This is a genomic window from Phaeobacter gallaeciensis DSM 26640 (assembly GCF_000511385.1).
Lineage (GTDB): Bacteria > Pseudomonadota > Alphaproteobacteria > Rhodobacterales > Rhodobacteraceae > Phaeobacter > Phaeobacter gallaeciensis.
Genome location: NC_023137.1, coordinates 3,046,343 through 3,070,272 on the forward strand (window position 1 = coordinate 3,046,343; position 23,930 = coordinate 3,070,272).

At 58.3% G+C, this 23,930-nt stretch carries 24 protein-coding genes, 1 tRNA gene and 1 riboswitch; of the genes, 7 read left to right on the forward strand and 18 right to left on the reverse strand.

All coding sequences use genetic code 11. The annotated features are described in order from the left end of the window. Nucleotides 1-15: 15 nt before the first annotated feature. From GAL_RS14675 to ychF, 4 genes are all read right to left on the reverse strand, one after another. A complete protein-coding gene (locus GAL_RS14675) occupies nt 16-714 on the reverse strand; it encodes an SDR family NAD(P)-dependent oxidoreductase (RefSeq protein ID WP_024098353.1) in 699 nt (232 codons plus the stop codon). A gap of 126 nt (nt 715-840) precedes the next feature. Beyond that, nucleotides 841-930: transfer RNA gene (locus GAL_RS14680), tRNA-Ser, on the reverse strand. A 178-nt stretch (nt 931-1,108) separates the two neighbouring features. Continuing rightward, nucleotides 1,109-2,029 carry a nucleoside hydrolase gene (locus tag GAL_RS14685; protein WP_024098354.1) on the reverse strand — a complete coding sequence of 307 codons (921 nt, stop codon included), beginning with the start codon at nt 2,027-2,029 and terminating at the stop codon, nt 1,109-1,111. A 154-nt stretch (nt 2,030-2,183) separates the two neighbouring features. Next, nucleotides 2,184-3,281, reverse strand: a complete 1,098-nt coding sequence (gene ychF, locus GAL_RS14690; protein WP_024098355.1) for a redox-regulated ATPase YchF — start codon at nt 3,279-3,281, stop codon at nt 2,184-2,186. Nucleotides 3,282-3,577: 296 nt separating this feature from the next. Here ychF and GAL_RS14695 point away from each other — a divergent pair, with 296 nt between their 5' ends. The 7 genes from GAL_RS14695 to GAL_RS14725 all read left to right on the forward strand — a co-directional run bounded on the left by GAL_RS14695 (nt 3,578) and on the right by GAL_RS14725 (nt 9,629). After that, nucleotides 3,578-4,090 carry an acyloxyacyl hydrolase gene (locus tag GAL_RS14695; RefSeq protein WP_024098356.1) on the forward strand — a complete coding sequence of 171 codons (513 nt, stop codon included), beginning with the start codon at nt 3,578-3,580 and terminating at the stop codon, nt 4,088-4,090. A gap of 112 nt (nt 4,091-4,202) precedes the next feature. Continuing rightward, nucleotides 4,203-4,994, forward strand: a complete 792-nt coding sequence (trpA, locus tag GAL_RS14700; protein WP_024098357.1) for a tryptophan synthase subunit alpha — start codon at nt 4,203-4,205, stop codon at nt 4,992-4,994. Nucleotides 4,995-5,129: 135 nt separating this feature from the next. Further along, nucleotides 5,130-6,293, forward strand: a complete 1,164-nt coding sequence (locus tag GAL_RS14705; protein ID WP_024098358.1) for an alpha-hydroxy acid oxidase — start codon at nt 5,130-5,132, stop codon at nt 6,291-6,293. A gap of 128 nt (nt 6,294-6,421) precedes the next feature. Continuing rightward, nucleotides 6,422-7,051, forward strand: coding sequence for a 50S ribosomal protein L25/general stress protein Ctc (locus GAL_RS14710; RefSeq protein ID WP_024098359.1), 630 nt, complete (start codon nt 6,422-6,424; stop codon nt 7,049-7,051). Nucleotides 7,052-7,248: 197 nt separating this feature from the next. Continuing rightward, on the forward strand, nt 7,249-7,995 hold the full coding sequence (gene pth / locus GAL_RS14715) for an aminoacyl-tRNA hydrolase (RefSeq protein WP_024098360.1): 747 nt from the start codon (nt 7,249-7,251) through the stop codon (nt 7,993-7,995). Nucleotides 7,996-8,072: 77 nt separating this feature from the next. Then, on the forward strand, nt 8,073-9,236 hold the full coding sequence (locus GAL_RS14720; RefSeq protein WP_024098361.1) for a serine hydrolase domain-containing protein: 1,164 nt from the start codon (nt 8,073-8,075) through the stop codon (nt 9,234-9,236). 9 nt (nt 9,237-9,245) lie between these two features. After that, nucleotides 9,246-9,629 (forward strand): DUF2237 family protein, encoded by a 384-nt coding sequence (locus GAL_RS14725; RefSeq protein WP_024098362.1) that lies wholly within the window; start codon nt 9,246-9,248, stop codon nt 9,627-9,629. Between the two features lie 77 nt (nt 9,630-9,706). Here GAL_RS14725 and trpB read toward each other — a convergent pair whose 3' ends face one another. The 14 genes from trpB to GAL_RS14795 all read right to left on the reverse strand — a co-directional run bounded on the left by trpB (nt 9,707) and on the right by GAL_RS14795 (nt 23,929). Then, nucleotides 9,707-10,960: a tryptophan synthase subunit beta gene (gene trpB / locus GAL_RS14730; protein ID WP_024098363.1), complete on the reverse strand. Its 1,254-nt coding sequence runs from the start codon at nt 10,958-10,960 to the stop codon at nt 9,707-9,709. Between the two features lie 137 nt (nt 10,961-11,097). After that, the gene (locus tag GAL_RS14735) at nt 11,098-11,751 is read right to left on the reverse strand and encodes a phosphoribosylanthranilate isomerase (protein WP_040104111.1); all 654 of its coding nucleotides are present in this window, start codon (nt 11,749-11,751) and stop codon (nt 11,098-11,100) included. Between the two features lie 7 nt (nt 11,752-11,758). Then, nucleotides 11,759-12,109, reverse strand: a complete 351-nt coding sequence (locus GAL_RS14740; RefSeq protein WP_024098365.1) for a lipopolysaccharide assembly protein LapA domain-containing protein — start codon at nt 12,107-12,109, stop codon at nt 11,759-11,761. Further along, nucleotides 12,109-12,393, reverse strand: a complete 285-nt coding sequence (ihfB, locus tag GAL_RS14745) for an integration host factor subunit beta (protein WP_008560927.1) — start codon at nt 12,391-12,393, stop codon at nt 12,109-12,111. Before ihfB ends, GAL_RS14740 begins: the two co-directional genes overlap by 1 nt. A 333-nt stretch (nt 12,394-12,726) precedes the next feature. After that, nucleotides 12,727-14,406, reverse strand: coding sequence for a 30S ribosomal protein S1 (rpsA, locus tag GAL_RS14750; protein ID WP_024098366.1), 1,680 nt, complete (start codon nt 14,404-14,406; stop codon nt 12,727-12,729). Between the two features lie 327 nt (nt 14,407-14,733). Continuing rightward, on the reverse strand, nt 14,734-15,339 hold the full coding sequence (gene cmk / locus GAL_RS14755; RefSeq protein WP_024098367.1) for a (d)CMP kinase: 606 nt from the start codon (nt 15,337-15,339) through the stop codon (nt 14,734-14,736). After that, entirely contained in the window at nt 15,336-16,685 is a 1,350-nt protein-coding gene (aroA, locus tag GAL_RS14760; protein ID WP_024098368.1) for a 3-phosphoshikimate 1-carboxyvinyltransferase, read from the reverse strand. Before aroA ends, cmk begins: the two co-directional genes overlap by 4 nt. A gap of 133 nt (nt 16,686-16,818) precedes the next feature. Further along, nucleotides 16,819-17,583, reverse strand: a complete 765-nt coding sequence (gene trmB, locus GAL_RS14765; RefSeq protein WP_024098369.1) for a tRNA (guanine(46)-N(7))-methyltransferase TrmB — start codon at nt 17,581-17,583, stop codon at nt 16,819-16,821. A 92-nt stretch (nt 17,584-17,675) separates the two neighbouring features. Continuing rightward, a complete protein-coding gene (locus tag GAL_RS14770) occupies nt 17,676-18,395 on the reverse strand; it encodes a COG3904 family protein (protein WP_024098370.1) in 720 nt (239 codons plus the stop codon). 165 nt (nt 18,396-18,560) lie between these two features. Then, the gene (gene metK, locus GAL_RS14775; protein ID WP_024098371.1) at nt 18,561-19,742 is read right to left on the reverse strand and encodes a methionine adenosyltransferase; all 1,182 of its coding nucleotides are present in this window, start codon (nt 19,740-19,742) and stop codon (nt 18,561-18,563) included. A gap of 6 nt (nt 19,743-19,748) precedes the next feature. Continuing rightward, nucleotides 19,749-19,797, reverse strand: a riboswitch (SAM-SAH riboswitch). Nucleotides 19,798-19,858: 61 nt separating this feature from the next. Then, nucleotides 19,859-21,370 (reverse strand): apolipoprotein N-acyltransferase, encoded by a 1,512-nt coding sequence (lnt, locus tag GAL_RS14780; protein ID WP_024098372.1) that lies wholly within the window; start codon nt 21,368-21,370, stop codon nt 19,859-19,861. Next, the gene (locus tag GAL_RS14785; RefSeq protein ID WP_024098373.1) at nt 21,360-22,265 is read right to left on the reverse strand and encodes a hemolysin family protein; all 906 of its coding nucleotides are present in this window, start codon (nt 22,263-22,265) and stop codon (nt 21,360-21,362) included. The genes lnt and GAL_RS14785 overlap by 11 nt, the downstream gene beginning before the upstream one ends. Nucleotides 22,266-22,270: 5 nt before the next feature. Next, complete coding sequence (gene ybeY, locus GAL_RS14790; protein WP_024098374.1) at nt 22,271-22,801, reverse strand: rRNA maturation RNase YbeY; 531 nt, start codon at nt 22,799-22,801, stop codon at nt 22,271-22,273. A gap of 120 nt (nt 22,802-22,921) precedes the next feature. Continuing rightward, nucleotides 22,922-23,929, reverse strand: a complete 1,008-nt coding sequence (locus tag GAL_RS14795) for a PhoH family protein (protein WP_024098375.1) — start codon at nt 23,927-23,929, stop codon at nt 22,922-22,924. Between the last annotated feature and the right edge of the window lies 1 nt (nt 23,930).

Sequence of the window (23,930 nt, forward strand, 5' to 3'; positions counted from 1 at the left end):
CCACCTTGAGCGCTATCAGGGATTGATCGGCAGGAAATCATTGTCCAGGTGCTCGACCACCTCCACGCTGGAAGGCTGGCGTAGCAGCTTGGCGTATTTGTATTTGAACGCACCACTGGAAAGGGCAACGATCTGCTGCGCGACCCAACCGGGTTCCAACATGGTCGACGTATCCGTGTCACTGCCCGCCCAGAACTTCGTTTGAATACCTGAGGGCGCAACAACCAGCACCTTGCCAATCCCCTCGCCCCGGACCAGCGCTGCGCCCAGCATACCCAAGCCAGCCTTGGTCGCGCAGTAAGCGGGCATTTCGGGCTGCGGTTTATATTGTGAGCTGGAGGTCACCAACATCAGCTTGAGCGGCCCCGAGGCCTGACGCACGAGGCGCTGAATCAACATCATCGGTGCAAGCAGCCCGACATTCGCCATCTGTGAAAGCGCCCCATCCTCCAGAGTAGCAATTGATCCACGCTGCAAAAATCCGGCGCAGTAGACCAATGTCTGCACATCCCCAACCCGCATGACCAGTTCGTCAAGCTGCGCGGTTAAGTCTGCAACATCATCGGTGATCGATAGCGCGTGAAACTGAACGCCAGCGCACCCCGGATCAACACGGCCAGCAATCGTGACACGATGCCCCTCGCAGGCATAGTGTCGGGCCAATTCCAAACCAACCCCCGAAGAGCCTCCAACGATCAGAATGTTCTTTTTCAAAGCAACCTCTTACCACAACCTGCCAAGTTACGGATAGCGCTCAACAAACGCAGCGGCAACAGCGCATGATCGCACACACCGGGGTACGGCTGGTGCCTTTGAATAACAGTACAAAAGTTGGGGTGATGGCGGAGACGAAGGGATTCGAACCCTCGAGACCCTTCCGGGCCTACTCCCTTAGCAGGGGAGCGCCTTCGACCACTCGGCCACGTCTCCGCTGACCCGTCTATCAGCGCAACCAAGCTGAGAACAAGGGCGAAATGCGCTTTTCAGGAAAAAATTTCCACGCGTTCAGCCGGAGTTCCGAAACCAATATCGCCCCGCCGCGATGTGATGCGACGGGGCGATATATAACTCTGTTTGCAAAGACCTGCAGCAGGCCTGCTCATGAAGCCTACGGCAGGATGGCGAGCCGCTTTAGGAAGAGAGATTTCACAGCATCTGCGTCAACGCCCATGTAGACATCGATAGGCTGGCGGGCGCTGTCAGAGGCGAGGCGGGTTTCGCCCGATGTCTCGCCCTCGCAGGACACTTCCATTGCCACTGCACGTGCGGTGAACAACTCCGGATGGGTACAGGCGATGACCGCAGCCGGATCATGCAGTGAACAGCCATCGAACTTTCCAACCGTTTCGTAGAAATGCAGATAGAAGACTGACATTTCCTGCAGCATGCCACCCAGTTCCGGTGACGTCGCCGCAATAGCGGAGAAATCTTCCTTGGTGCACAGGATACGGTGGGTCACATCAAGGCCCACCATTTCAACCTTCGCGCCGGAGCCAAAGACGACGTCAGCGGCATGGGGGTCGTGATAGATATTGGCCTCTGCATGCGGGGTGATATTTCCACCCTCCTCAAGCGAGCCGCCCATGATGACGATGCGTTTCACGTTCTTTGCGAACTCACCGTCGCGCTGGATCGCGTGGGCGATGTTGGTCAACGGGCCAATCGGGCAGACCACCAGCTCACCCTTATGTTCACGCGCCATACGGATCAGGAAATCAGCCGCGTCTTCGTCCAGTGCCTGCCCCTTGGGCGTCTTGGCCGGGATATCACCAAAACCCTCGGCACCGTGCACATGGGCCGATGGCGTGAAGGGCGGCAACACCAATGGGGTTTCCGCGCCATGCGCAACGGGCAGGTCCAGACCGGCAGCTTCCAGCAAGCGCAGCGCGTTGCGAGTTGCCGTTTTGGTGGTCACATTGCCAAAGATCGTGGTAAGCCCCAATAGATCAATGTCAGGCGCTGCCGCCGCATAGAAAATCGCCATGGCATCGTCGATACCGGGATCCGTGTCGATGATCAGCTTTGTCATTTTTATCCTTCCGACTGATTAATCGTGGGGGTTTAGCACCTTCGTTAGCGATAACTCAAGCCTGCCACTTTCAGGAATAGGCGACAACTCTATCAAGAAAATACCCGCCTTCGCTAGAAGACGGGCATCGAAGTTCTGTAAATTCTGCGAGTGATCAGGTGTTGAACAAGAAGTGCAGAACGTCGCCATCTTTGACGACATAGCCCTTGCCTTCGGCACGCATTTTGCCCGCCTCTTTGGCGCCTTGCTCACCGCTGTGCGCGATGAAGTCCTCATAGGCGATGGTTTCTGCCCGGATAAAGCCCTTCTCGAAATCGCCGTGGATGACGCCTGCGGCCTGCGGTGCCGCAGTACCTGTGCGGATGGTCCAAGCGCGGGCCTCTTTCGGTCCGACGGTGAAATAGGTTTCCAGATGCAGCAGCTCGTAGCCTGCACGGATCAAGCGATCCAGACCTGCCTCGGCCAGCCCCATTTCAGACAGGAACATTTCCGCCTCTTCCGGCTCAAGCTGACTGATCTCTTCCTCGATCTGAGCGGAGATAATCACGTGGGAATTGCCCTGCGCTGCCGCCATCTCCGCAACTTTGGCAGAGTATTCATTGCCTTCAACGGACTCACTCTCACCCACGTTACAGACGTAGAGCACCGGTTTGGTGGTCAGCAGCTGCAGCATTTTCCAGGCCTTGGCATCCTCGGCGTCGACCTCTACCAGACGGGCGGGTTTTCCCTCCTCAAGCATCGCTTGCGCGTCCGCCAAAAGGCGATCCTGCTGCTGGGCCTCTTTGTCATTTCCCTTCAGCTTGCGCACCAAGTTGGTGCGACGCTTCTCGATGCTCTCAAGATCGGAGAGCATCAGCTCCGTCTCGATCACCTCAGCGTCAGCCACCGGATCAACGCGACCGTCCACATGAGTTACGTCGCCGTCTTCAAAACACCGCAGCACATGAGCAATTGCATCCGTTTCGCGGATATTGGCCAGGAACTGGTTGCCCAGACCTTCACCTTGTGAAGCGCCTTTGACGAGGCCCGCGATGTCAACAAAAGTCATTCGGGTCGGAATGATCTGTTTGGACCCGGCAATCGCGGCCAGCTTGTCCAACCGGGCGTCCGGTACGCCGACTTCGCCGACGTTTGGTTCGATGGTGCAAAACGGAAAGTTCGCCGCCTGCGCCGATGCGGTTTTCGTCAATGCGTTGAACAGAGTCGACTTGCCGACGTTCGGCAGACCCACGATTCCCATTTTAAAGCCCATTTCGGCCTCCTGATGCCACTTGGGAGGTGCTTCTAGGCAGCATTTTGCAGTGACGCAAGCGCGCATCTCACGCTCACACCTCGGCACCAATCCATCGGCACCTTTACGTAGCATGACCACCACTGGGATTGTCGGCGCCGATGCAGAGCAGATAAAAAGTCGGCAGGAGGTGCAACCATTTGGCGACACTCGCGTTCCTTTGAACAGGGCGTGATGCATTTGACCAATTGGACAGTGGACATTTCCCTGATTTCGCAGATCATTTCAATCAAGCTGGCCAACACGAGACTACTAAAATGACTTTACGCACCTTCGTTACAGCAGCCCCCGTCGCCTGTGCCCTGATGCTTGGCAACGCCCTGCCCGCCACAGCCGGTGACTGGATTTTCGGGGCGGGCTATTCGAGCTTTTCAAGAGACGGCGCCGAGGACAGTGCACTGGTGTCAGTTGAATATCAGCACGATGCGTTCTGGCAACGCGGCAATTTTGATGCATCTTTCGGCGCGGCGCTGGACGTTCAGACCACCGGCGACTTGTTCATCGGTGCCGGCGCAGTTGGCAAATGGCACCTGCAACGCGGTTGGTTTATCGAAACCAGTGTCATGCCTGGCGCTTACGCCGAAAGCGTTAAACTGAACGACTTGGGATCCACCTTTGAAATCCGCAGCGCTATTGCTGTAGGCAAGAAGTTTGCGAATGGAAAATCGCTGTCTCTGGCGCTGACCCATAAATCCAATGCTTCAACGGCGGACATCAATCCGGGAGTGAATTCACTGCTGCTACGCTGGCACGTCCCGTTCAACGGCTAGCCGGTCATGAAACCGCATCTTCTGCGTCACTGCGGGGACAAAGAGGCGCACGGGATTGATTTCCGCCGAAACATTCGTCACACCGGGGCGGACACATCTAAAAGGCCCGATCATGACCCGCATTGATGCCAAATTCACCGAGTTGAAAGCTGCTGAGAAAAAGGCCTTCGTCGCCTATGTCATGGCGGGCGATCCTGACTTCGACACCTCGCTTGAACTGGTCAAGGGCCTGCCTGCGGCGGGGGTGGACGTGATTGAACTAGGCCTGCCCTTCACTGACCCGATGGCTGATGGTCCAACCATCCAGCTGGCCGGTCAGCGCGCGCTCGAAGCGGGTATGACATTGGAGCGCACGCTGGAGCTGGCGCGCGCCTTCCGCGCCGAAGACAACACCACACCCATCGTCATGATGGGCTACTATAACCCAATCTACAGCCGCGGCGTCGAGACTTTCCTGAAGGATGCCAAGGAGGCGGGCATAGACGGGCTGATCGTGGTGGACCTGCCCCCGGAAGAGGACAGCGAGCTATGTTTACCTGCACAGGAAGCGGGGCTGAATTTCATTCGCCTGGCGACCCCGACCACAGATGACAAACGACTGCCCCGTGTGCTGCAAAACACCTCTGGCTTTGTATATTACGTCTCGATTACCGGGATAACCGGTGCCGCAGAAGCCGAAGCAACCAATGTCGGCCCCGAAGTGGCCCGGATCAAAGCAAAGACAGATCTGCCTGTCATCGTTGGCTTCGGCATCAACACACCCGAGAAATCACAAGCCATCGCATCCGTTGCAGATGGCGCCGTGGTCGGCTCGGCCATCGTCAGCCAGATCGGTGCGGGAAAACCGGTGGGCGAGGTCCTCAGCTTCGTCAAGTCCCTCGCAGACGGCGCGCATTCCGCCTAAGTCACTATTCAGTAACAACCTTTACAGAGGCCGCACCGAGTTGGTGCGGCCTTTTTGCTATGCCGAGATCATGGATTGCGCTTTCGCCCTCCAATTGGTAAGAATTTATTACCAAATAAAGGTGAGGACAAAGCCGTGCCGGTCATTACCAATATCGACGATCTGAAACGCATCTACGAACGCCGCGTGCCGCGGATGTTCTATGACTATGCGGAAAGCGGTAGCTGGACCGAGCAAACCTTTCGCGACAACACCAACGACTTTGAAAAAATCCGCCTGCGCCAGCGGGTGGCCGTCGATATGGCCGGGCGCAGCACAGCCAGTCAGATGATCGGGCAGGATGTTGCGATGCCGGTCGCCCTCGCTCCGGTTGGTCTGACGGGCATGCAGCACGCCGATGGCGAGATCAAAGCCGCGCGCGCGGCCGAAGCCTTTGGCGTGCCCTTCACGCTATCCACCATGTCCATCAATTCGATCGAAGACGTCGCCGACGCCACGACCAAGCCCTTCTGGTTTCAGCTATACACCATGAAGGATGATGATTATGTGCGCCGCCTGATCCAGCGGGCCAAGGATGCCCGATGCTCAGCTCTGGTGATTACACTGGATTTGCAGATTCTCGGCCAACGCCACAAGGATCTGAAGAACGGCCTCTCAGCCCCGCCCAAGCTCACCCCCAAAACCATTGCAAATCTGATGACCAAATGGACCTGGGGGCTGCAAATGTTGGGCGCAAAGCGGCGCAATTTCGGCAATATCGTCGGTCATGTGGAGGGTATATCCGACGCTTCATCACTTGGCGCATGGACTGCGGAACAGTTTGATCCCTCGCTCGATTGGAGCAAGATCGCCAAGCTCATCGAACTCTGGGATGGCAAGGTCATCCTGAAGGGTATTCTGGACGTCGAAGATGCCAAGATGGCCGCCAAGCTTGGGGCGGATGCGATCGTGGTGTCGAATCACGGCGGCCGCCAGTTGGACGGTGCACTCAGCTCGATTCAGATGCTGCCTGCGATCATGGATGCTGTTGGCGACCAGATCGAAGTGCATCTAGACAGTGGTATTCGCTCTGGACAGGACGTTCTTAAGGCACTGGCCTTAGGTGCCAAGGGAACCATGATCGGACGCGCCTTTGTCTACGGTCTCGGTGCGATGGGCCAGGAGGGCGTCACCCGCGCGCTGGAGGTGTTACACAAGGAGCTGGACACCACGATGGCGCTCTGCGGTGAGAAATCCGTGGCCAATCTGGGGCGCCACAACCTGCTCATCCCAGAGGATTTTGGCGGGCGCTGGCAGTAACAGCTGTTCGCACAGCCCGGTCAGATCGGGTTTGCGGCTTGCAATAGTAACCGATCCGGTCTATGCGCACGACTTCACGCGGGGTGACAGCCTTGGAGGCACCCCCATTGTCAAATTGGAGAATTATCATGGCTGGTCAGATTCCTGATCTTGTTTGCCAAGAACGTACGGGGTCGGGCAAGGGCGCCGCTCGTGCAGCACGTCGTGCTGGCATGGTTCCTGGTGTTGTATTTGGTGGCGACGCGGATCCCGTGTCCATCCAGATCCCCTTCAACGAACTGCTGAAAAAACTGAAGGCTGGTCGCTTCAAGTCCACCCTGTGGAACCTGAAAGTGGAAGGTCAGGAAGACGTGCGCGTCATCTGCCGCGACGTTCAGCGTGACGTTGTTAAGGACTTGCCGACCCACTTCGACCTGATGCGCCTGCGCCGCACCTCGAAGGTGAACCTCTTCGTTCCAGTTGAGTTCATCAACGAAGAAGAAGCTCCGGGCATCAAACGTGGCGGCGTTCTGACCGCTGTGCGTCCCGAGGTAGAGCTGGTCGTTACTGCCGGTGACATCCCCGAGAAGCTGATTGTTGACCTCGCCGGTCTGAACGTTGGCGACACCGTCACCATCTCGGCGATCAAGCTGCCTGAAGGTGCAAAGCCGACCATCGACCGCGACTTCGTAGTGGCCAACATCTCCGCTCCGTCGGGCCTGAAGTCCGCAGACAACGAAGAGTCTGAAGACGAAGCCGAAGCGGCCGCAGAAGAATAAGCTCCGACCGAAAGGTTTGGAACGTGAGAGCGAGGTCGGTTTCGGCCTCGCTTTTTTGTTTGCGCTTAAGTCGGGATATGCCGCGTCGGTCAGCTGCCGACCACAGAATGATATGCAGGGTCTGGATTTTTTCCCTGAAACGCGCGATGTAGCGCCATAAGACAGTTCCCCATCCCAAATACATCGTTGAAGTGTGCATGAAACTATTTGTTGGTCTTGGAAATCCCGGTGCAAAATATGCAGGCAACCGGCACAATATAGGCTTCATGGCACTGGATCAGATCGCCAGCGACCATGGGTTCACCCCGTGGAAATCCAAGTTCCAGGCACAGATCAGCGAAGGCGTTCTTGGCCGCACCAAAGTGCTGCTGCTGAAACCGCAGACATTCATGAATCTGTCCGGCCAATCCGTTGGCGAAGCAATGCGGTTTTACAAACTGACCCCTGCTGATGTGACCGTCCTTCACGACGAGTTAGACTTGGCACCGGGCAAAGCACGGGTCAAACAAGGTGGCGGACATGCCGGTCACAACGGGTTGCGTTCGATCCATTCTCATATCGGCGCCGACTATGGCCGCGTCCGCTTAGGCATTGGCCACCCCGGTCACAAGGACGCTGTCGCAGGCTATGTATTGCGTGACTTTGCCAAGGCTGATGAGGCCTGGCTTGACGACCTGATGCGCGGAATCTCCGATGGTGCCGCCCAGCTGGCCGCAGGTGATGGCGGAAAATTCATGAATGCCGTGGCGCTGCGCGTCGCCCCCCCGCGCAGCTCTGGTTCCGGCGCAGAAGGCAAAGGGAGCAAAGCTGTCACCAGTTCAAAAAAAGCGACACAGCCCGGCACCAAGAAGACGCCTCCCCTTGCCTCAGAGACATCCGCTGCAGAGAGCACTGATGAAAGCCCGCCGTCGGCTATTGAACGGCTTCTAAACAAGTTCAAGTAACCAAAGTTTCCGTTGCGTCCTGTTTGCACGCGCGGGCTGCGGCTGACTAGGCTCAGCCGTGTCCGAGGAGGATTATTATGCGTCGATATTTAAAGTTATTTTCTTATTTTCTCATTATCTTACTGATCTTCGCCGGGGCTCTTGCCTACTGGCAGCGCGAGCAACTGAGCCGGTTGATGGCCGTTAACACGCTGTTTGACGAAGATCGCATTGTTTCCAATTTTTCAAATATGGAAGACGCCTTTCTATCCGCGCCACTTGATCGCGGCGATGGCCGGGTGAGCGCGCTGCCTCCCGGGATAGAGATGACCCTGCCTCCCGGCGCGCAAGACTGGATCAGTCGCCGTAAAGTGACCTCCCTGCTGGTGTTAAAAGGCGGTCAGATCCGCCACGAGAGCTACTATCAGGGTACAGGGCCGGATGATTTGCGGATCTCTTGGTCGATGGCAAAAAGCTATCTCTCCGCACTCTTCGGCGTGCTGCTGCGAGAGGACAAGATCCGCTCTCTGGATGATTTGGTCATCGAGTATGCGCCAGAGCTGAAGGGGAGCGCTTATGAAACGGCCAGCATTCGCAATGTGCTGAATATGGCCAGCGGCGTGAAGTTCAACGAGGACTATCTGGACTACGATTCCGATATCAACCGGATGGGCCGTACTCTCGCGCTTGGTGGGACGTTGGATGATTTCGCCGCAGGCCTGACGGAAACAATCGGAGGACCGGGCGAAGCTTGGCAATATGTGTCCATCGACACCCATGTTCTGGGCATGGTTATTCGTGGTGCAACGGGACGCCCGGTCCCCGAGTTGCTGTCCGAGAAAATACTGCGGCATCTAGGGTTGGAACGCGCTGGCTACTACCTAACGGACGGCGAAGGCGTCGCATTCGTTCTTGGCGGCATCAATCAAACCACACGCGACTACGGGCGCTTTGGCCAGATGATCGCCCAGAACGGCCGCTACAACGGCAGACAGGTTGTGCCACAGGCCTGGATCGCTGCCTCGACCCGCTCATCCGCGCCGACCAAGGCAGGCCGGATCGGATATGGGTTTCAATGGTGGATCCCGAAGAACGCAGTTCCGGGTGAATTTCTGGCCAGAGGCGTCTATGGGCAATATATCTACATCAACCAAGGCCGTGACGTGGTTGTTGTGGTCACCAGCGCTGATCGGGGATTTCGCAAACCCGGTGTTGCGGATGAAAACGTCAAAATGCTGCGCGCATTGGCAAAATCACTGTAGGATAGACCCATGGATCAGAACGACAGCATAAATGTGTTCGGGGAAGCATTGGCCCCCTGTTCCACTACTCCCCTGACCGGGTTCTTCCGGGACGGCCATTGCAACACCTGCGCGCAGGACCAGGGCAGCCACACGGTCTGCGCAGTGATGACCGACGAATTCCTGGCTTATTCCAAATACGTCGGAAATGATCTGTCCACCCCACGGCCTGAATTCGGCTTTGCAGGGCTAAAAGCAGGCGATAGCTGGTGCCTCTGCGCCGGGCGCTTTTTGCAGGCCGCCGACGAGGGCTGCGCGCCGCAGGTCAATCTCGCGGCGACACACAAACGCGCGCTGGAGATCGTACCGCTCAACGTGCTGGAAAGCCATGCATTGCCGGGAGATGTGGCCTGAGGCCAAGACCCGTTACCAGAAATGAAAAAAGGCGCCCGCGATGCGAGGCGCCTTTTGTTTTCTTCGCTCTGCCGGGATCAGTCGCTGTCGCGACCTTCGGTATCCGACATATCGAAGCCAAGGTGACGCGCGACGGTAAAGATATCCTTGTCGCCACGACCGCACATGTTCATCACGATAATATGGTCCTTGGGCAGGTCAGGCGCGATCTTCATCACATGGGCCAGCGCGTGGCTCGGCTCAAGCGCCGGAATGATACCTTCCATAGCGCAAGACAGCTGGAACGCCTCCAGCGCTTCCTTGTCGGTGATGGACACATAGTCGGCGCGGCCGATGTCGTTCAACCAGGCATGCTCCGGGCCGATGCCGGGATAATCAAGCCCCGCAGAGATGGAGAATCCTTCCAGAATCTGACCATCCTCATCCTGCAACAGATAGGTCCGGTTGCCGTGCAGCACGCCGGGGCGCCCGCCAGTGAGCGAGGCACAATGCTGCATCTTCTCATCGACGCCTTTGCCACCGGCCTCAACACCGATGATATTGACCGATTTGTCGTCAAGGAACGGATAGAACAGCCCCATCGCATTGGAGCCGCCACCGATCGCTGCGATTACAGTATCCGGCAGACGCCCCTCGCCCTCCTGCTCCGCCAGTTGCCAGCGAACCTCTTTGCCGATTACAGACTGGAAATCCCGCACCATGGCCGGGTAGGGGTGCGGCCCGGCCACTGTGCCGATGCAGTAGAAAGTGTCGTGCACATTAGTCACCCAATCGCGCAGAGCATCATTCATGGCATCCTTCAGCGTGCCACGGCCGGAGGTCACCGGAATGACTTCGGCCCCCAGGAGGCGCATGCGGAAGACATTAGGGGCCTGGCGCTGCACATCATGCGCGCCCATATAGACCACGCATTTCAGCCCGAATTTGGCACAGACAGTAGCTGTCGCCACGCCATGCTGGCCCGCGCCGGTTTCCGCGATGATCCGATCCTTGCCCATGCGGCGGGCCAGAAGGATCTGCCCAAGCACATTGTTGATCTTATGCGCGCCGGTATGGTTCAGCTCATCCCGTTTCAAATAGATTTTGGCGCCGCCCAGATGCTCGGTCAACCGCTCGGCGAAGTAGAGCGGGCTGGGGCGACCGACATAGTTTTTCCAGAGATCATCCATCTCCGCCCAGAAACTGGGGTCGTCCTTGGCGCGATCATATTCCTCTTCCAGGCTGAGGATCAGCGGCATCAAAGTCTCGCTGACGAACCGTCCACCAAAAATACCAAACCGTCCCTGTTCGTCGGGACCGTTCATGAAGCTGTTGAATAGATCTTCGGCCATGGTTCTTTCCTTATTCGCGGCGCTCGATATGAGTATAGCGCGGCCTGCTCCGGGTAAAGAGAGGTGCAGCGGATTCTAGGGTCTGATGCGCAATGTCGCGGCGCTGAGGTCAGGCGTGTAAGGCCGATATGTGCGCTTCAGCGGCGCGGCGCGCCAGCGGCTTCACAGAAGGCGCGAATGCGAGCCGGATCCTTCTCCCCGGGCGCACTCTCAGCACCAGACGCCACATCGACCTGACGCGCGCCAGTGACGCGGATCGCCTCTGCGACATTCTCGGGCGTCAGCCCGCCGGCCAGCATCCAAGGGGCGCGCCAGTATTTCTTGCGTGCCAGAAGCCCCCAATCAAAGGTGACGCCATTTCCGCCCGGCAAGACAGCGCCCTTCGGCGCCTTGGCGTCCACCAGAATTTGATCGGCAACGGTCTCATAGCCCTCGATCCTTTGAATATCCTCGAGAGTGGACACCCCGAGCACCTTCATCACAGGCAAACCATAGCGCGCCTTCACCTCGGCCACGCGCTCCGGCGTTTCCTGCCCGTGCAGTTGGATCATGTCCAATGGAACCGCGCTGGTAATCTCGTCGAGTATGGCATCATCAGGGTTGACCACCAAAGCAACCTTACACAGCCCAACCGGTGCCTCGACGGCGAGCGCGGCCGCTCCCTGCGGGGTCACCGAGCGGGGGGACTTCGCGAAAAAGTTGAACCCAATATACGCCGCCCCCGCTTCCGCCGCAGCAACGATGTCCTGCGGCGTTTTCAACCCGCAGATCTTAACCCGAATGTCCATCATCAGAGCGTCAGCTTGCTTCGTCGAGTATGGCGAGGACCTCGTCCTTGCCCTCGTGCTTCTGCTTTTTGAGGCGATTGACCTCGCGCGAGAGCTTCTTCGCCTCACGGGCCTTCAGATCTGCCTCACGACGGTGTTTGTGTTCACGCAGCCATTCAATGATGAAACCGATGATCAGGCCAATAGCGATGCCACCCAAAACAACCACAAACAGGGGCAGTTCAATGCGGAAATTATAGCCCAAGAACTCGGCAAAGGCTGTCGGCATCAGCTTGAGCTCAACCAGACCCCGATTTGCCAGAGAAACAGAGATGAGGGCGATGGCAATCACCCCAAGGTAGGCATAGCGAATATAGCGCATCAGGCTTTTCCGTTCAGGCGGTCCCTCAAGAGTTTACCTGTCTTGAAGAACGGCACGTGTTTTTCCTCAACATGGACCGTTTCACCCGTGCGGGGATTGCGACCAACCCGCGCATCCCGCTGTTTCACTGAGAAGGCGCCAAAGCCCCGCAGCTCCACACGGTCGCCGCGCGCCATTGCGTCGGTCACCTCTTCGAACACCGTATTCACGATCCGCTCCACATCACGCTGATACAGGTGCGGGTTTTCGTCTGCAATCTTCTGAATCAATTCCGAGCGGATCATTTCTCGGCCCTCCCAAGCCAAGCTAGGCACAGTTTCTATCCCACGACTATAGGTACAAAACCTCAAACCGGGAACAGTGGATGCAGGCCTGCCCCGCAAATAAGTCAGCGTTTGCCTATCATTAGGCGAGTTCTGGCGGCTTCTGCCTACAAAGCAGAGATGGGCCCCCCTCAATTCCGCTGCAAGAGTTCGCAATTGCACTTGTGATTCGCAGCAATTTTTCGCCCGCGCTCTCTCCCAGGCTAGGGCAGAGCAGCCTGCGACAAAAAGAAACGGCCCAACCCCAAGGGGCAGGACCGTTCTAAAGTCTTCAGCCTAGGCTGGCTGCTGAAATCAGTCGCCTGTTTTCAGTGCGGCACCCAGAATGTCGCCCAAGGACGCGCCGGAATCGGAGGAGCCATACTGTTCGACGGCTTCTTTCTCTTCCGCGATTTCGCGTGCTTTGATCGACAGACCCAGACGGCGAGTCTTGCTGTCCACGTTGGTCACGCGCACGTCAACCTTGTCGCCGACCGAGAAACGCTCAGGGCGCTGTTCGGCACGATCACGGGAGAGATCGGAGCGGCGGATGAAGGACTTCATGCCTTCGTATTCCACTTCGATGCCGCCTTCTTCGATGGCAGTGACGTTCACGGTTACAATGGAACCGCGCTTCACGCCGCCAACGGCTTCAGCGAACTTGTCGCCGCCCAGGGCTTTGATCGACAGGGAGATACGCTCTTTCTCGACATCCACTTCGGAGACAACGGCCGAAACCATGTCGCCTTTGCGGTAGTTCTGGATCGCATCTTCGCCGCGCTCGTCCCAGGAGAGGTCGGACAGGTGAACCATGCCGTCGATGTCGCCGTCGAGGCCAATGAACAGACCGAATTCGGTGATATTCTTGACTTCGCCTTCGACCTGAGTGCCCTCGGGGTGTGTTTCTGCAAACACTTCCCACGGGTTGCGCATGGTCTGCTTGAGGCCCAGGGACACGCGGCGCTTGGCACCGTCGATTTCCAGAACCATGACGTCGACTTCCTGGGAAGTGGAGACGATTTTGCCCGGGTGGACGTTTTTCTTGGTCCAGGACATCTCGGAGACGTGGACCAGACCTTCGACGCCCGGCTCCAGCTCAACAAATGCACCGTAATCGGTGATGTTGGTGACGCGACCCTTGTGCACGGAGGACAGCGGGTATTTGGCGCCAACCAGATCCCACGGATCTTCCTGCAGCTGCTTCATGCCGAGGGAGATACGGTGTGTCTCTTTGTTGATCTTGATGACCTGAACCTTGACGGTTTCGCCGATCGACAGGATCTCGGAGGGGTGGTTCACACGGCGCCATGCCATGTCGGTGACGTGCAGCAGGCCGTCAACGCCGCCCAGGTCAACAAACGCACCGTATTCGGTGATGTTCTTGACCACACCGTCCACTGCCTGACCTTCGGACAGGTTGCCGATGACTTCGGCACGCTGTTCGGCGCGGGACTCTTCGAGGATTGCACGACGGGACACGACGATGTTGCCACGACGACGGTCCATCTTCAGGATCTGGAATGGCTGCTTCAGACCCATCAGCGGGCCAGCGTCGCGCACGGGGCGAACGTCAACCTGCGAACCGGGCAGGAATGCAACTGCGCCGCCCAGGTCGACAGTGAAGCCGCCTTTGACGCGACCGAAGATGGCACCTTCGACGCGCTGGTCGTCTGCATATGCTTTTTCCAGGCGATCCCATGCTTCTTCGCGGCGCGCCATCTCACGGGAGATAACAGCTTCGCCACGGGCGTTCTCAGCAGCGCGCAGGTAGACTTCTACTTCGTCGCCAACAGAGATTTCGGGAGCTTCGCCAGGGTTTGCGAATTCTTTAAGCTCAACGCGGCCTTCCATTTTGTAGCCGACGTCGATGATGGCCTGGCCCGCTTCGATCGCGATGACCTTGCCTTTAACAACGGAACCCTCTTCGGGGGTGTCCATTTCGAAGCTTTCGTTCAGGAGGGCTTCGAATTCCTCCATCGATGTGTCTTGAGCCATGTGGTCTCAGGTTTCCTTTACAAATCGGTTTTATCTGGCCGGGCGGTTGTCTCCGCCGGTCTTGAAGATTGGTCCTTATGAGGCGCAGCACAGGCCGGTCTGATCAGACAAACACAAAGGGCCGAGGTATGCCCCGACCCTGCTCAGAATGCCGTCCGTGCGTTAACCGCCTCTATAGTGACAGCGCGCTTACTATGCGGATTCCCGCTCCGGCGCAAGGGAAACCGTCATCACGGCACCAAGGAGCGGCGAACAGTCACACGGTCACAGCAGGTCCAAACGGCCCGCAATCACAGGCCGTGGAACCGTTACCGCGACCGGATCAGGCTAGCGCCGTGCATCAATCGCCGCGATAGCCATCGCCACAGCCTCATCAATCGTGAGGGCACTGGTATCAATCAGCACCGCATCGCTGGCGGGCTTCAACGGTGATTCCGACCGGTTGGTGTCGCGTGCGTCCCGCGCCTTAACATCTTCCAGAACCTCGGCGTAGCTGGTGGGATTGCCCGCAGCCATCAATTCCTGCAAGCGGCGCTGCGCACGGACTTCGGCGCTGGCTGTCACGAAAAGCTTGGCCTGCGCGCGCGGGCAGATCACCGTACCGATGTCCCGCCCGTCCAGAACCGCCCCGCCTGCACGGCGGGCAAAAGCGCGCTGGAAATCGACCAAGGCCGCGCGCACCTCAGCGATCACTGCCACTTTGGATGCAGCCTGCGCCACCTGAGCTGTGCGCAGTTCTGGCCGTTCCAGATCATCCGGCAGCAGTGCAAGGGCGGCGTCAATCGGCTTATCCCCGGCAAGCATCCGCGCGCCAACCGCTCGGTAGAGCAAGCCCGTGTCCAGATGGCCAAACCCGAAATGGGCCGCAACCGCCCGGGAAATCGTGCCCTTGCCAGCAGCAGCCGGGCCATCAACTGCAACAGTAAAGCTCATGCCGTTGTCTCTAGCCGCGCCCCCAGCGCGGTCATCAGCGGGGTGAAGATCGGAAACGAGGTGGCAATCGGCGTGCCATCATCAACAGTCACGGGTTTCTGAGCCCCCATGCCCATCACCATGAAGGACATCGCAATCCGATGGTCAAGGAAGCTCTCGCAGGTGCCTCCGCCGGGCACACCTTCCGGTCCCAGACCGGTAACCGCCCACCAATCCTCGCCCTCTTCAACCATCACGCCATTTGCGCGAAGACCGCGCGCCATAGCGTCGATCCGGTCGCTTTCCTTTACCCGGAGCTCCTTTACGCCGGTCATCATGGTCTTGCCCGTCGCAAAGGACGCCACAACCGATAGCACCGGATATTCATCAATCATCGAGGCTGCGCGCTCCGGCGGAACATCGATCCCCTTCATGTCGGGCGAGTATCGCGCGCGCAGATCCGCGACCGGCTCACCGCCCTCTTCGCGCATATTTTCAAAGGTCAGATCCGCGCCCATATCCTGTAAAGTATAGAACAAGCCCGCCCGCGTCGGGTTGAGGCCGATACCAGGTACCAGCACATTAGACCCCGGCGTAATCAGTGCTGCGCAGACCGGGAAGGCCGCGCTGGAGGGGTCACGTGGAACTGCAATGACCTGCGGTTTCAGCTCAGGCTGCCCCGTTAGTGTGATGACCCGGCCTTCATCCGTGTCCTCGACAGTGATCTCGGCGCCAAACCCCGCGAGCATCCGCTCAGAGTGATCTCGGGTGGCCTCTTTTTCGATCACGACTGTCTGCCCCGGAGCATTCAGCCCGGCCAGAAGGACCGCGGATTTCACCTGCGCAGAGGGCACCGGAACCGTATAGCGCACCGGTGTCGGCTCCGCAGCACCAACAATTGTCATGGGCAGACGCCCACCGGAGCGACCAACAGATTGGGTCCCAAACAAGGCGAGCGGATCGGTCACCCGCGCCATTGGTCGTTTGTTGAGGCTGGCATCCCCGGTGAAGGTGACCGTAATGGGGGACGTCGCCATAACCCCCATGATCAGACGCACACCGGTGCCAGAGTTGCCGCAGTCGATCACCTGGTCCGGTTCCGCCAGCCCACCGACACCGACGCCATGCACAGACCAATTGCCGCCACCATGGTTGATGACCTCCGCCCCCATGGCCTGCATTGCCTTGGCCGTATCCAATACGTCTTCGCCCTCGAGCAGGCCTGAAATCTTGGTCTCTCCCACGGCCAGTGCGCCCAGGATCAGCGAGCGGTGCGAGATTGATTTGTCGCCCGGAACCTCGGCAATGCCGGTCAGCGGATCCGCGCGGTGCGAGGTCATCGGGATGGGCGTACCGTGTCCGGACATGAGGAGCCTTTCGAAATGCTAGCGTTCACAATTGGACTACCCAATCGCTTGGTGTCGGTCCAGCGCGTTTTCCCATTGCCGTCGCCCCTCGCAAGATATTGCGCCATACACAGAGCAGGGTCAGGTCGCAGGATCAGAGGCGACGGAATGTCATATAATGAGGTGTGCGACCTTCGCGCAGCGCCTTTTGCTCGTAGCGGGTCGAGATCCAGTCATCCCAAGCCACGCGCCAATTATCCGGCCCCTCTGCCAGCCACTCGAATCCGGCCTGCGGCACCTCTTCCATGGTCTGGCGAACGTAGTCGGGAATATCCGTAGCCACCCGAAAGATCGCACCCGGTTTCAGGCATTTTGCCAGCGGCTCAAGATGTTCCTGCGTGACGAAACGGCGCCGATGGTGGCGCGCCTTTGGCCAAGGATCAGGGTAGAGTAGAAACGCACGCGAAATCGACTGCTCCGGCAAGACATCCATCAGGTCACGGGCATCGCCGGGGTGGACCTTGATGTTATCCGCCCCTGCGCGCCGGATTTTGCCCAGCAGCATTGCGACGCCGTTGATATAGGGTTCCGCACCGATGATGCCGACATCCGGGTTCGATTTGGCCTGATGTACCAGATGCTCACCACCGCCAAAGCCAACTTCCAGCCAGACGTCACGCCCGCCGAACATGTTCTGCAGATCCAAGGGTGTACGATCCGGATTCACATCCCAACCCACCGCGCCGGGGCTGAGCGAGGCTAGATCCTCATCAATATAGCGCTGCTGGCTATCCTTCAGTTGCTTGCCCTTCAGGCGCCCGTAGAAGTTACGCCAAGGCGCACCACTCTGATGTTTATCAACCGCGTTGGGCCGACTATCGCCGGAGGGCGCCTGGTTGGGTTTGCTGTCATCAGACATCGGGGATTTTTCCTATCGAGCGTTCAAAACCTGGCCGCCCCTCTGCCCGATGCAGGCGTCTGGGTCAAGCCAGCCACCGCGACGGCCCCGCTCTAGGGGGTCTCGCGCAGCACCCCAGCCGCCATCAGACGCAGCCGGGTCGGGTACCAGACATCCTCGGGGTTGGTTTTCAGCGTCTCAATCGCAAAGGCCGGATCCACGCCACGCTGCATCATATACTTCATATGGCGAAAAACCTCTGACTGCGTGTCACGATAAATCCAAGTCCCGAATTCAAAAGGTGTGGCCCAGTTTTCATCCTTGCGCCATAGGCGATAGTAGCTCTGCACCGCTTTCGGTGTCCAGTCGCGCTGGTGAAAACCAATCTTCGACCCGAGGGTCATTCGGCGTCGATTGCCAGCCAAGAAGATATCTACACAGGCGCTGATGCATTCTCCGACCACCCAGGTATCCAGCGCATGATCCTGAACAATATCCGCGATCGACTCCCCCGCGTAAACGCTGCCTCCCCCACTGTTCAGCTGGAGCCGCGTGATATTGGGGTTGGCATCCAGAATATCGCGGAAGGGATCGATATCCTCATCACTGATCTCACCGGTTTCGGCGTGCTGCGTGCCATCAACCTCCTGCGCAACCAGATTGTCGGTGTCGTAGATCAGCGTTGTCCCATCAATTTTGAACTTGGGTGGAAGCGTCTGACGGGCCTCCGCCGCATGCGGTATCAACGAGACTGCCAGCACACAGGCCAATCCCCACAGCGCAAGCCGCCGACACACGCGCAGGTGCAGGATGAACCAGCAGCGAGACCCCATCAAAGTCAGCTCCATAACAATGCAATTACAGAACTATACTGACCGCAAAATACCAGGATCTCCAAGCGCTTTGCGCATCTGAAACCGCTGGATGTGACGCCTAGACGAAAAAAGGCGGGGAGACCCCCGCCTGTTCTCAACACATATAAGAAATATCGAACTGGGTCAGATCGCTTTTGTCAGCGCCTCAACCAGATCAGTCCGCTCCCAGCTGAAACCGCCATCAGCATCCGGCTCGCGACCAAAATGACCATAGGCTGCAGTGCGTTCATAGATTGGCTTGTTCAGCCCAAGGTGATGGCGAATACCGCGCGGCGTCAGATCCATAATTCGATCAATCGCCGCCTCAATCCTGGCCGCATCCACATCGCCCGTGCCGTGAGTATCGGCGTAGATCGACAGTGGTTTGGCAACGCCAATCGCATAAGACAGCTGAATTGTGCATTTATCAGCAAGCCCTGCCGCCACAACATTTTTGGCAAGATAGCGTGCCGCATAGGCTGCCGAACGGTCAACCTTGGTCGGATCTTTCCCCGAGAATGCGCCACCACCATGAGGTGCTGCACCGCCATAGGTGTCGACGATGATCTTGCGCCCGGTCAGGCCCGCATCCCCGTCGGGACCACCGATAACGAATTTACCGGTTGGGTTGACGTGCCAGATGGTTTCATCGGTCAACCAGCCGTCAGGCAGGGTCTCGTGGAAATAGGGTTCTACGATGGCACGTATGTCGTTGGAGGTCAGCGTCTCATCCAGATGCTGGGTCGACAGCACCAGCGAGCTGACACGCACTGGTTTCCCATTTTCATAGACCACCGAAAGCTGCGACTTCGCATCAGGACCCAGCGTCGGTTCGGTACCGTTCTTGCGCACCTCGGCGAGGCGCCGCAGGATTGCATGGCTGTACTGAATCGGTGCAGGCATCAATGCAGGCGTTTCATTGGTCGCGAAACCAAACATGATGCCCTGATCGCCTGCGCCCTCTTCCTTGTCGACTGCGGCATCAACGCCTTGGGCGATATGGGCGGATTGCTCGTGCAGCAGGTTGGTGATCTCCACCGTCTCATGATGGAACTTATCCTGCTCGTAGCCGATGTCCTTGATGCAGGCGCGGGCGATCTCATCGATGCGGCCCATGTAATCGTGCAGTTTGTCCTGATCCGACAAACCCACTTCCCCCCCGATGACCACGCGGTTCGTGGTCGCAAAGGTTTCAGCCGCGACGCGGGCTTCGGGCTCTTCGCTCAGAAAGGCGTCCAGTACGGCGTCCGAAATACGGTCACAGACCTTATCCGGGTGTCCCTCGGAAACCGATTCCGAGGTGAAAGTATAATTCGTGCGGGTCATGAAAGGTGCTCCGTTGGGTTTAGCCTGCCACGCCAGGAAGCCGTTGTGGCAGTAATCGATCCGCAGTACGCGGGGAGACGTGTGTCGTCAATCTATAATGCCCAGAGGTTAAGCAGCTATGACCCGCGTGCAACTGTGGTGCTGCGTCGCAGCGCCAGCCCGCCAAGGACGATGCAGAAAAGAAACACCGGCAAATCTCCGGTCTTCGCATAAAGGGTTCGCGGCAGCGGTGCAGGCAGCGCCGCATCGAGATAGCCCGCAACGCCTAGGGGAAGGGCCTCCAAAATCCGGCCATATGGATCAATCATGGTCGAGATCCCGGTATTTGCGACGCGCGCCATGGGCAAGCCCTGCTCAATCGCGCGCATCCGCGCCTGAACCAGATGCTGATAGGGGCCGGAATAGGTCCCGAACCACGCATCATTGGTGATCTGGATCAGCAGGTCAGCACGCCCCGGTGCGGCATTCACATCCTGCGGAAACACTGCCTCATAGCAGATCAACGGCAGTGCCTTTCCCACAGGTAGATCCAAAAGCCGAGGCCCCGGCCCCGCCGCATAACCCGCCCCGGCCTGCGACGCAAAACCATGCACGCCAAAGCGCGCCATCAGATTGCCCGCCGGTATATACTCCCCAAAGGGGACAAGATGCGCCTTATCATAGATCTGGGCAGGAACGTTACTGCCCTCCAGTACAATCGCCGAGTTGTGATATTGCCCGTCTGTTCTGCGCTGGATGCCCAACATCACCGGCGTCTCCCCAGCGGCAGACACAACCTCATCCAAGACATCTTCGGCATAGTTCAACATCAGGGGAATCGCCGTTTCCGGCCAGAGGATGAGATCCACCGTCGATCCATCAGTTGCCGGCGCACGCGAGTACTCCAACTGCCGTTCCACAAACGACCAGCGCAGGTCCGGATGCCATTTCTGGTCCTGAGGCGCATTGGGCTGCACCAGGCGCAGCGTGTGCTCGGTCAGTGCGGCGACAGGTGGTTTGGGCAGAAGCACCACGCCGGCGCCCACTGCAATGAGTGGCAACAGCGCAGCAACCGGGCGGTGGCGGATCAAACCAAGTGGCACGGTGGCAACCAAGGTCAGGAGACCCAAGCCATGTGGTCCGATCCAAGGCAGCAACTGCGCAGCCGGGGTATCGATCCAGAACTGCCCGAAAGCGGCCCAGGGCAGGCCGGTCAGGACATAGGCCCGCGCGAACTCCGCCAGCGACAGCACAGCGATGAGCAACAACAGCCTAGCAGCCCCTTGCCCAAACCGCACCGCAACACCAAATGCCAGTGCCCAAAACAGCGCCAACCCGCCCGCAAGGCCCATAACTGCAAAAGGCGCCATCCAGGCATAACGGTCTGCATCAATCTGAAATGGCTCGTAGATCCAGATCATACCGACGGAAAAAAAGGCCGTTCCCAGCAACCAGCCAAACAGCGCGCCCTGGCGGGGCGAAGAAGCCTGAAGCAGCTGATATCCGACCATGCCAAGACATAGCGGCACCAACCAAAGCGCGTGAAACGGCGCCAGCGCAAACGCCAGCAACCCTCCCGCTGCGACAGCGGTAGCAATAGGTAGGAACGCGGACCGAAGGCTGGTCGCCGACCAGACCCTAGTGATCATCCCGACAATCCGGCAGCCGCACCCGCAATCGCTTGATCCGGCGCGGATCGGCGTCCATGACTTCAAACTCAGGCCCATCGGGATGCTGAATGACTTCGCCCCGTGCCGGTACCCGTCCCGACAGCATGAAAACCAACCCGCCAAGGGAATCGATCTCCTCACCGTCCACATCCTCGTGGCTTGTCAGCGACCGGCCGATTTCATTCTCGAACTCATCCAGCGGGGTACGGGCCTGTGCGATGTAGCACCCCTGCTTCTCACGAAACCAGGTCTGATCCTCACCGGCATCATGTTCATCCTCAATCTCACCGACAACCTGCTCGATCAGGTCTTCGATGGTCAGAAGGCCATCAACTCCGCCATATTCATCAATCACCAGCGCCATATGGCGCCGCTCCGCCTGCATCTTGGTCAGCAGAACACCGATCGTCATAGATGGCGGCACAAACAGAAGCGGCCGCACCATGCCTTCGAGACCGAAATCCGCTTCGGTGCCATTGAAGCCATGCATCAGGGCGAAATCTTTGAGATGGACAAAACCGATGGGCGTATCCAGCGTGCCCTCATAGACGGGGATCCGGGTGAAACCGCTTTCGCGGAAAATCTGAACCAGTTCATCCTTGGGTGTGGAAACCGGGATCGCGACAATCTCCGCTGCGGGAATGGCCACATCCTCAACCCGCAAGCGACGGAGGTTGATCATCCCATGCGGCTGGTTTGGTAGACGTGTGTCCGGACCGGAAGTCACGTCTTCTTCAGTCTCGGCAGGGGCAAAGGAGCCGAAAATACGCCCCAGAAATCCCGTTGATTGTGCAGCCGCGACACTGTTGTCAGCGCCGCTCTTGTTCTCCAGCGCGCCCTGCGCTGCGTTAGAACTTCCGTCTATATCGTCCATCGTTCCTATCCGATACGCCCCTGATTGGGGCTGTCATCCAAAGTATATGGGTCATCGACACCCATTTTGCCAAGTATCTGCACCTCAAGACGTTCCATCAAAGTGGCGTCAGGGTCACGGATGTGATCATAACCCAAAAGATGCAACACTCCGTGAACGATCAAATGGCGCAGGTGATCAACCAGCGGCTTGTGCGCAGCCTCCGCCTCGCGGGCACAGGTTTCATAGGCAATCGCAATATCGCCAAGCGGGATTTCGCCGGTGAAATCCGCTTCGGGCGGCAGCGGCTCGCCACCCGCCTCCTCTGGCGAAAGATCCACCGCGGGCCAGCTGAGCACATTTGTAGGCTTCGCCTTCTGGCGAAACTCAGTATTCAGCTCCGTGATCCGTGCGTCATCGCAGGCCAGCAGAGACAGCTCGCAATCGTCGGCATCCAGATCGAAATGCGCCAGCACCGCTGCAACCGCTTGCTCGGCATTCGGGCGCAAACCCGCCTCTTGCCAGCGGCTATCATCAATGGAGATGTCGAGAGTCATATTACAAGTCTCAATGCTATCGCCGCCCGAAGCGCAAGCCGGATGGGGAACCGAGGGTCCAAGCCCTCCCGATCTTCATCCGGCAGATAATCGTCCCGCTTTCAGCACCTAGCTGCTGGATCAGGCGGAGTTTTCATCCGCCTCATAGGCCTCGATGATCGCGGCTACAAGCGGATGTCGCACTACATCACGCGATGTGAAGTAGTTAAAGCTCACCTTGGGAATATTGCTTAGCAGGCGTTCTGCATCCGCCAGCCCCGATGCCACGCCACGCGGCAGGTCAACCTGGCTGCGGTCACCAGTGATGACCATACGCGATCCTTCGCCCAGACGGGTCAGGAACATCTTCATCTGCATCGTGGTGGCATTCTGAGCCTCGTCCAGCACCACAAAGGCATTGGACAGCGTGCGCCCCCGCATGAAGGCCAGCGGTGCGATCTCGATCTGTTTCTCTTCCAACAGCTTCGCCAATTGCTTGCCCGGGAGGAAATCATTCAGCGCATCATAGAGCGGCTGCATATAGGGATCGACCTTATCCTTCATATCACCGGGCAGATACCCAAGCTTCTCGCCGGCCTCCACCGCAGGGCGGCTAAGAATAATCTTGTCGACATGGCCAGTGATAAACATACTGACCCCTACGGCGACGGCCAGATAGGTTTTCCCGGTACCGGCCGGGCCGATGCCAAATGCCAGTTCATGTTCAAACAGAGACTGAACATAGGCTTTTTGTGCATCGGTGCGTGGCTCGACCAGCTTCTTGCGGGTCTTGATCTCGACCTTGCCGCCCCGAAACATCTCCAACTGGCTACCGGGATCGGCGACCTGCTCCTGCCCCATCCGCAACTCGCGATCAATATCGCCGGCCTCTACGCTTCGACCAGTTTCCAACCGATCATATAGCGCGGCCAAAACAGCTGCGGCCTGATCCCGTGCGGCTTCTTCGCCCAGCACCGAAAGCTGGTTGCCACGCCGGACGATCTGCACACCGAGCTTTTGCTCAAGCGTTGCAAGATTGCGATCGTATTCGCCGCACAGATCAATCAACAGTCGGTTATCGGGAAATTCAAGCAGCGCCTCGTGGGAGGCATCCTGCTCCTGCGATGGGGTCAAAGTGCCAATGGCCAAT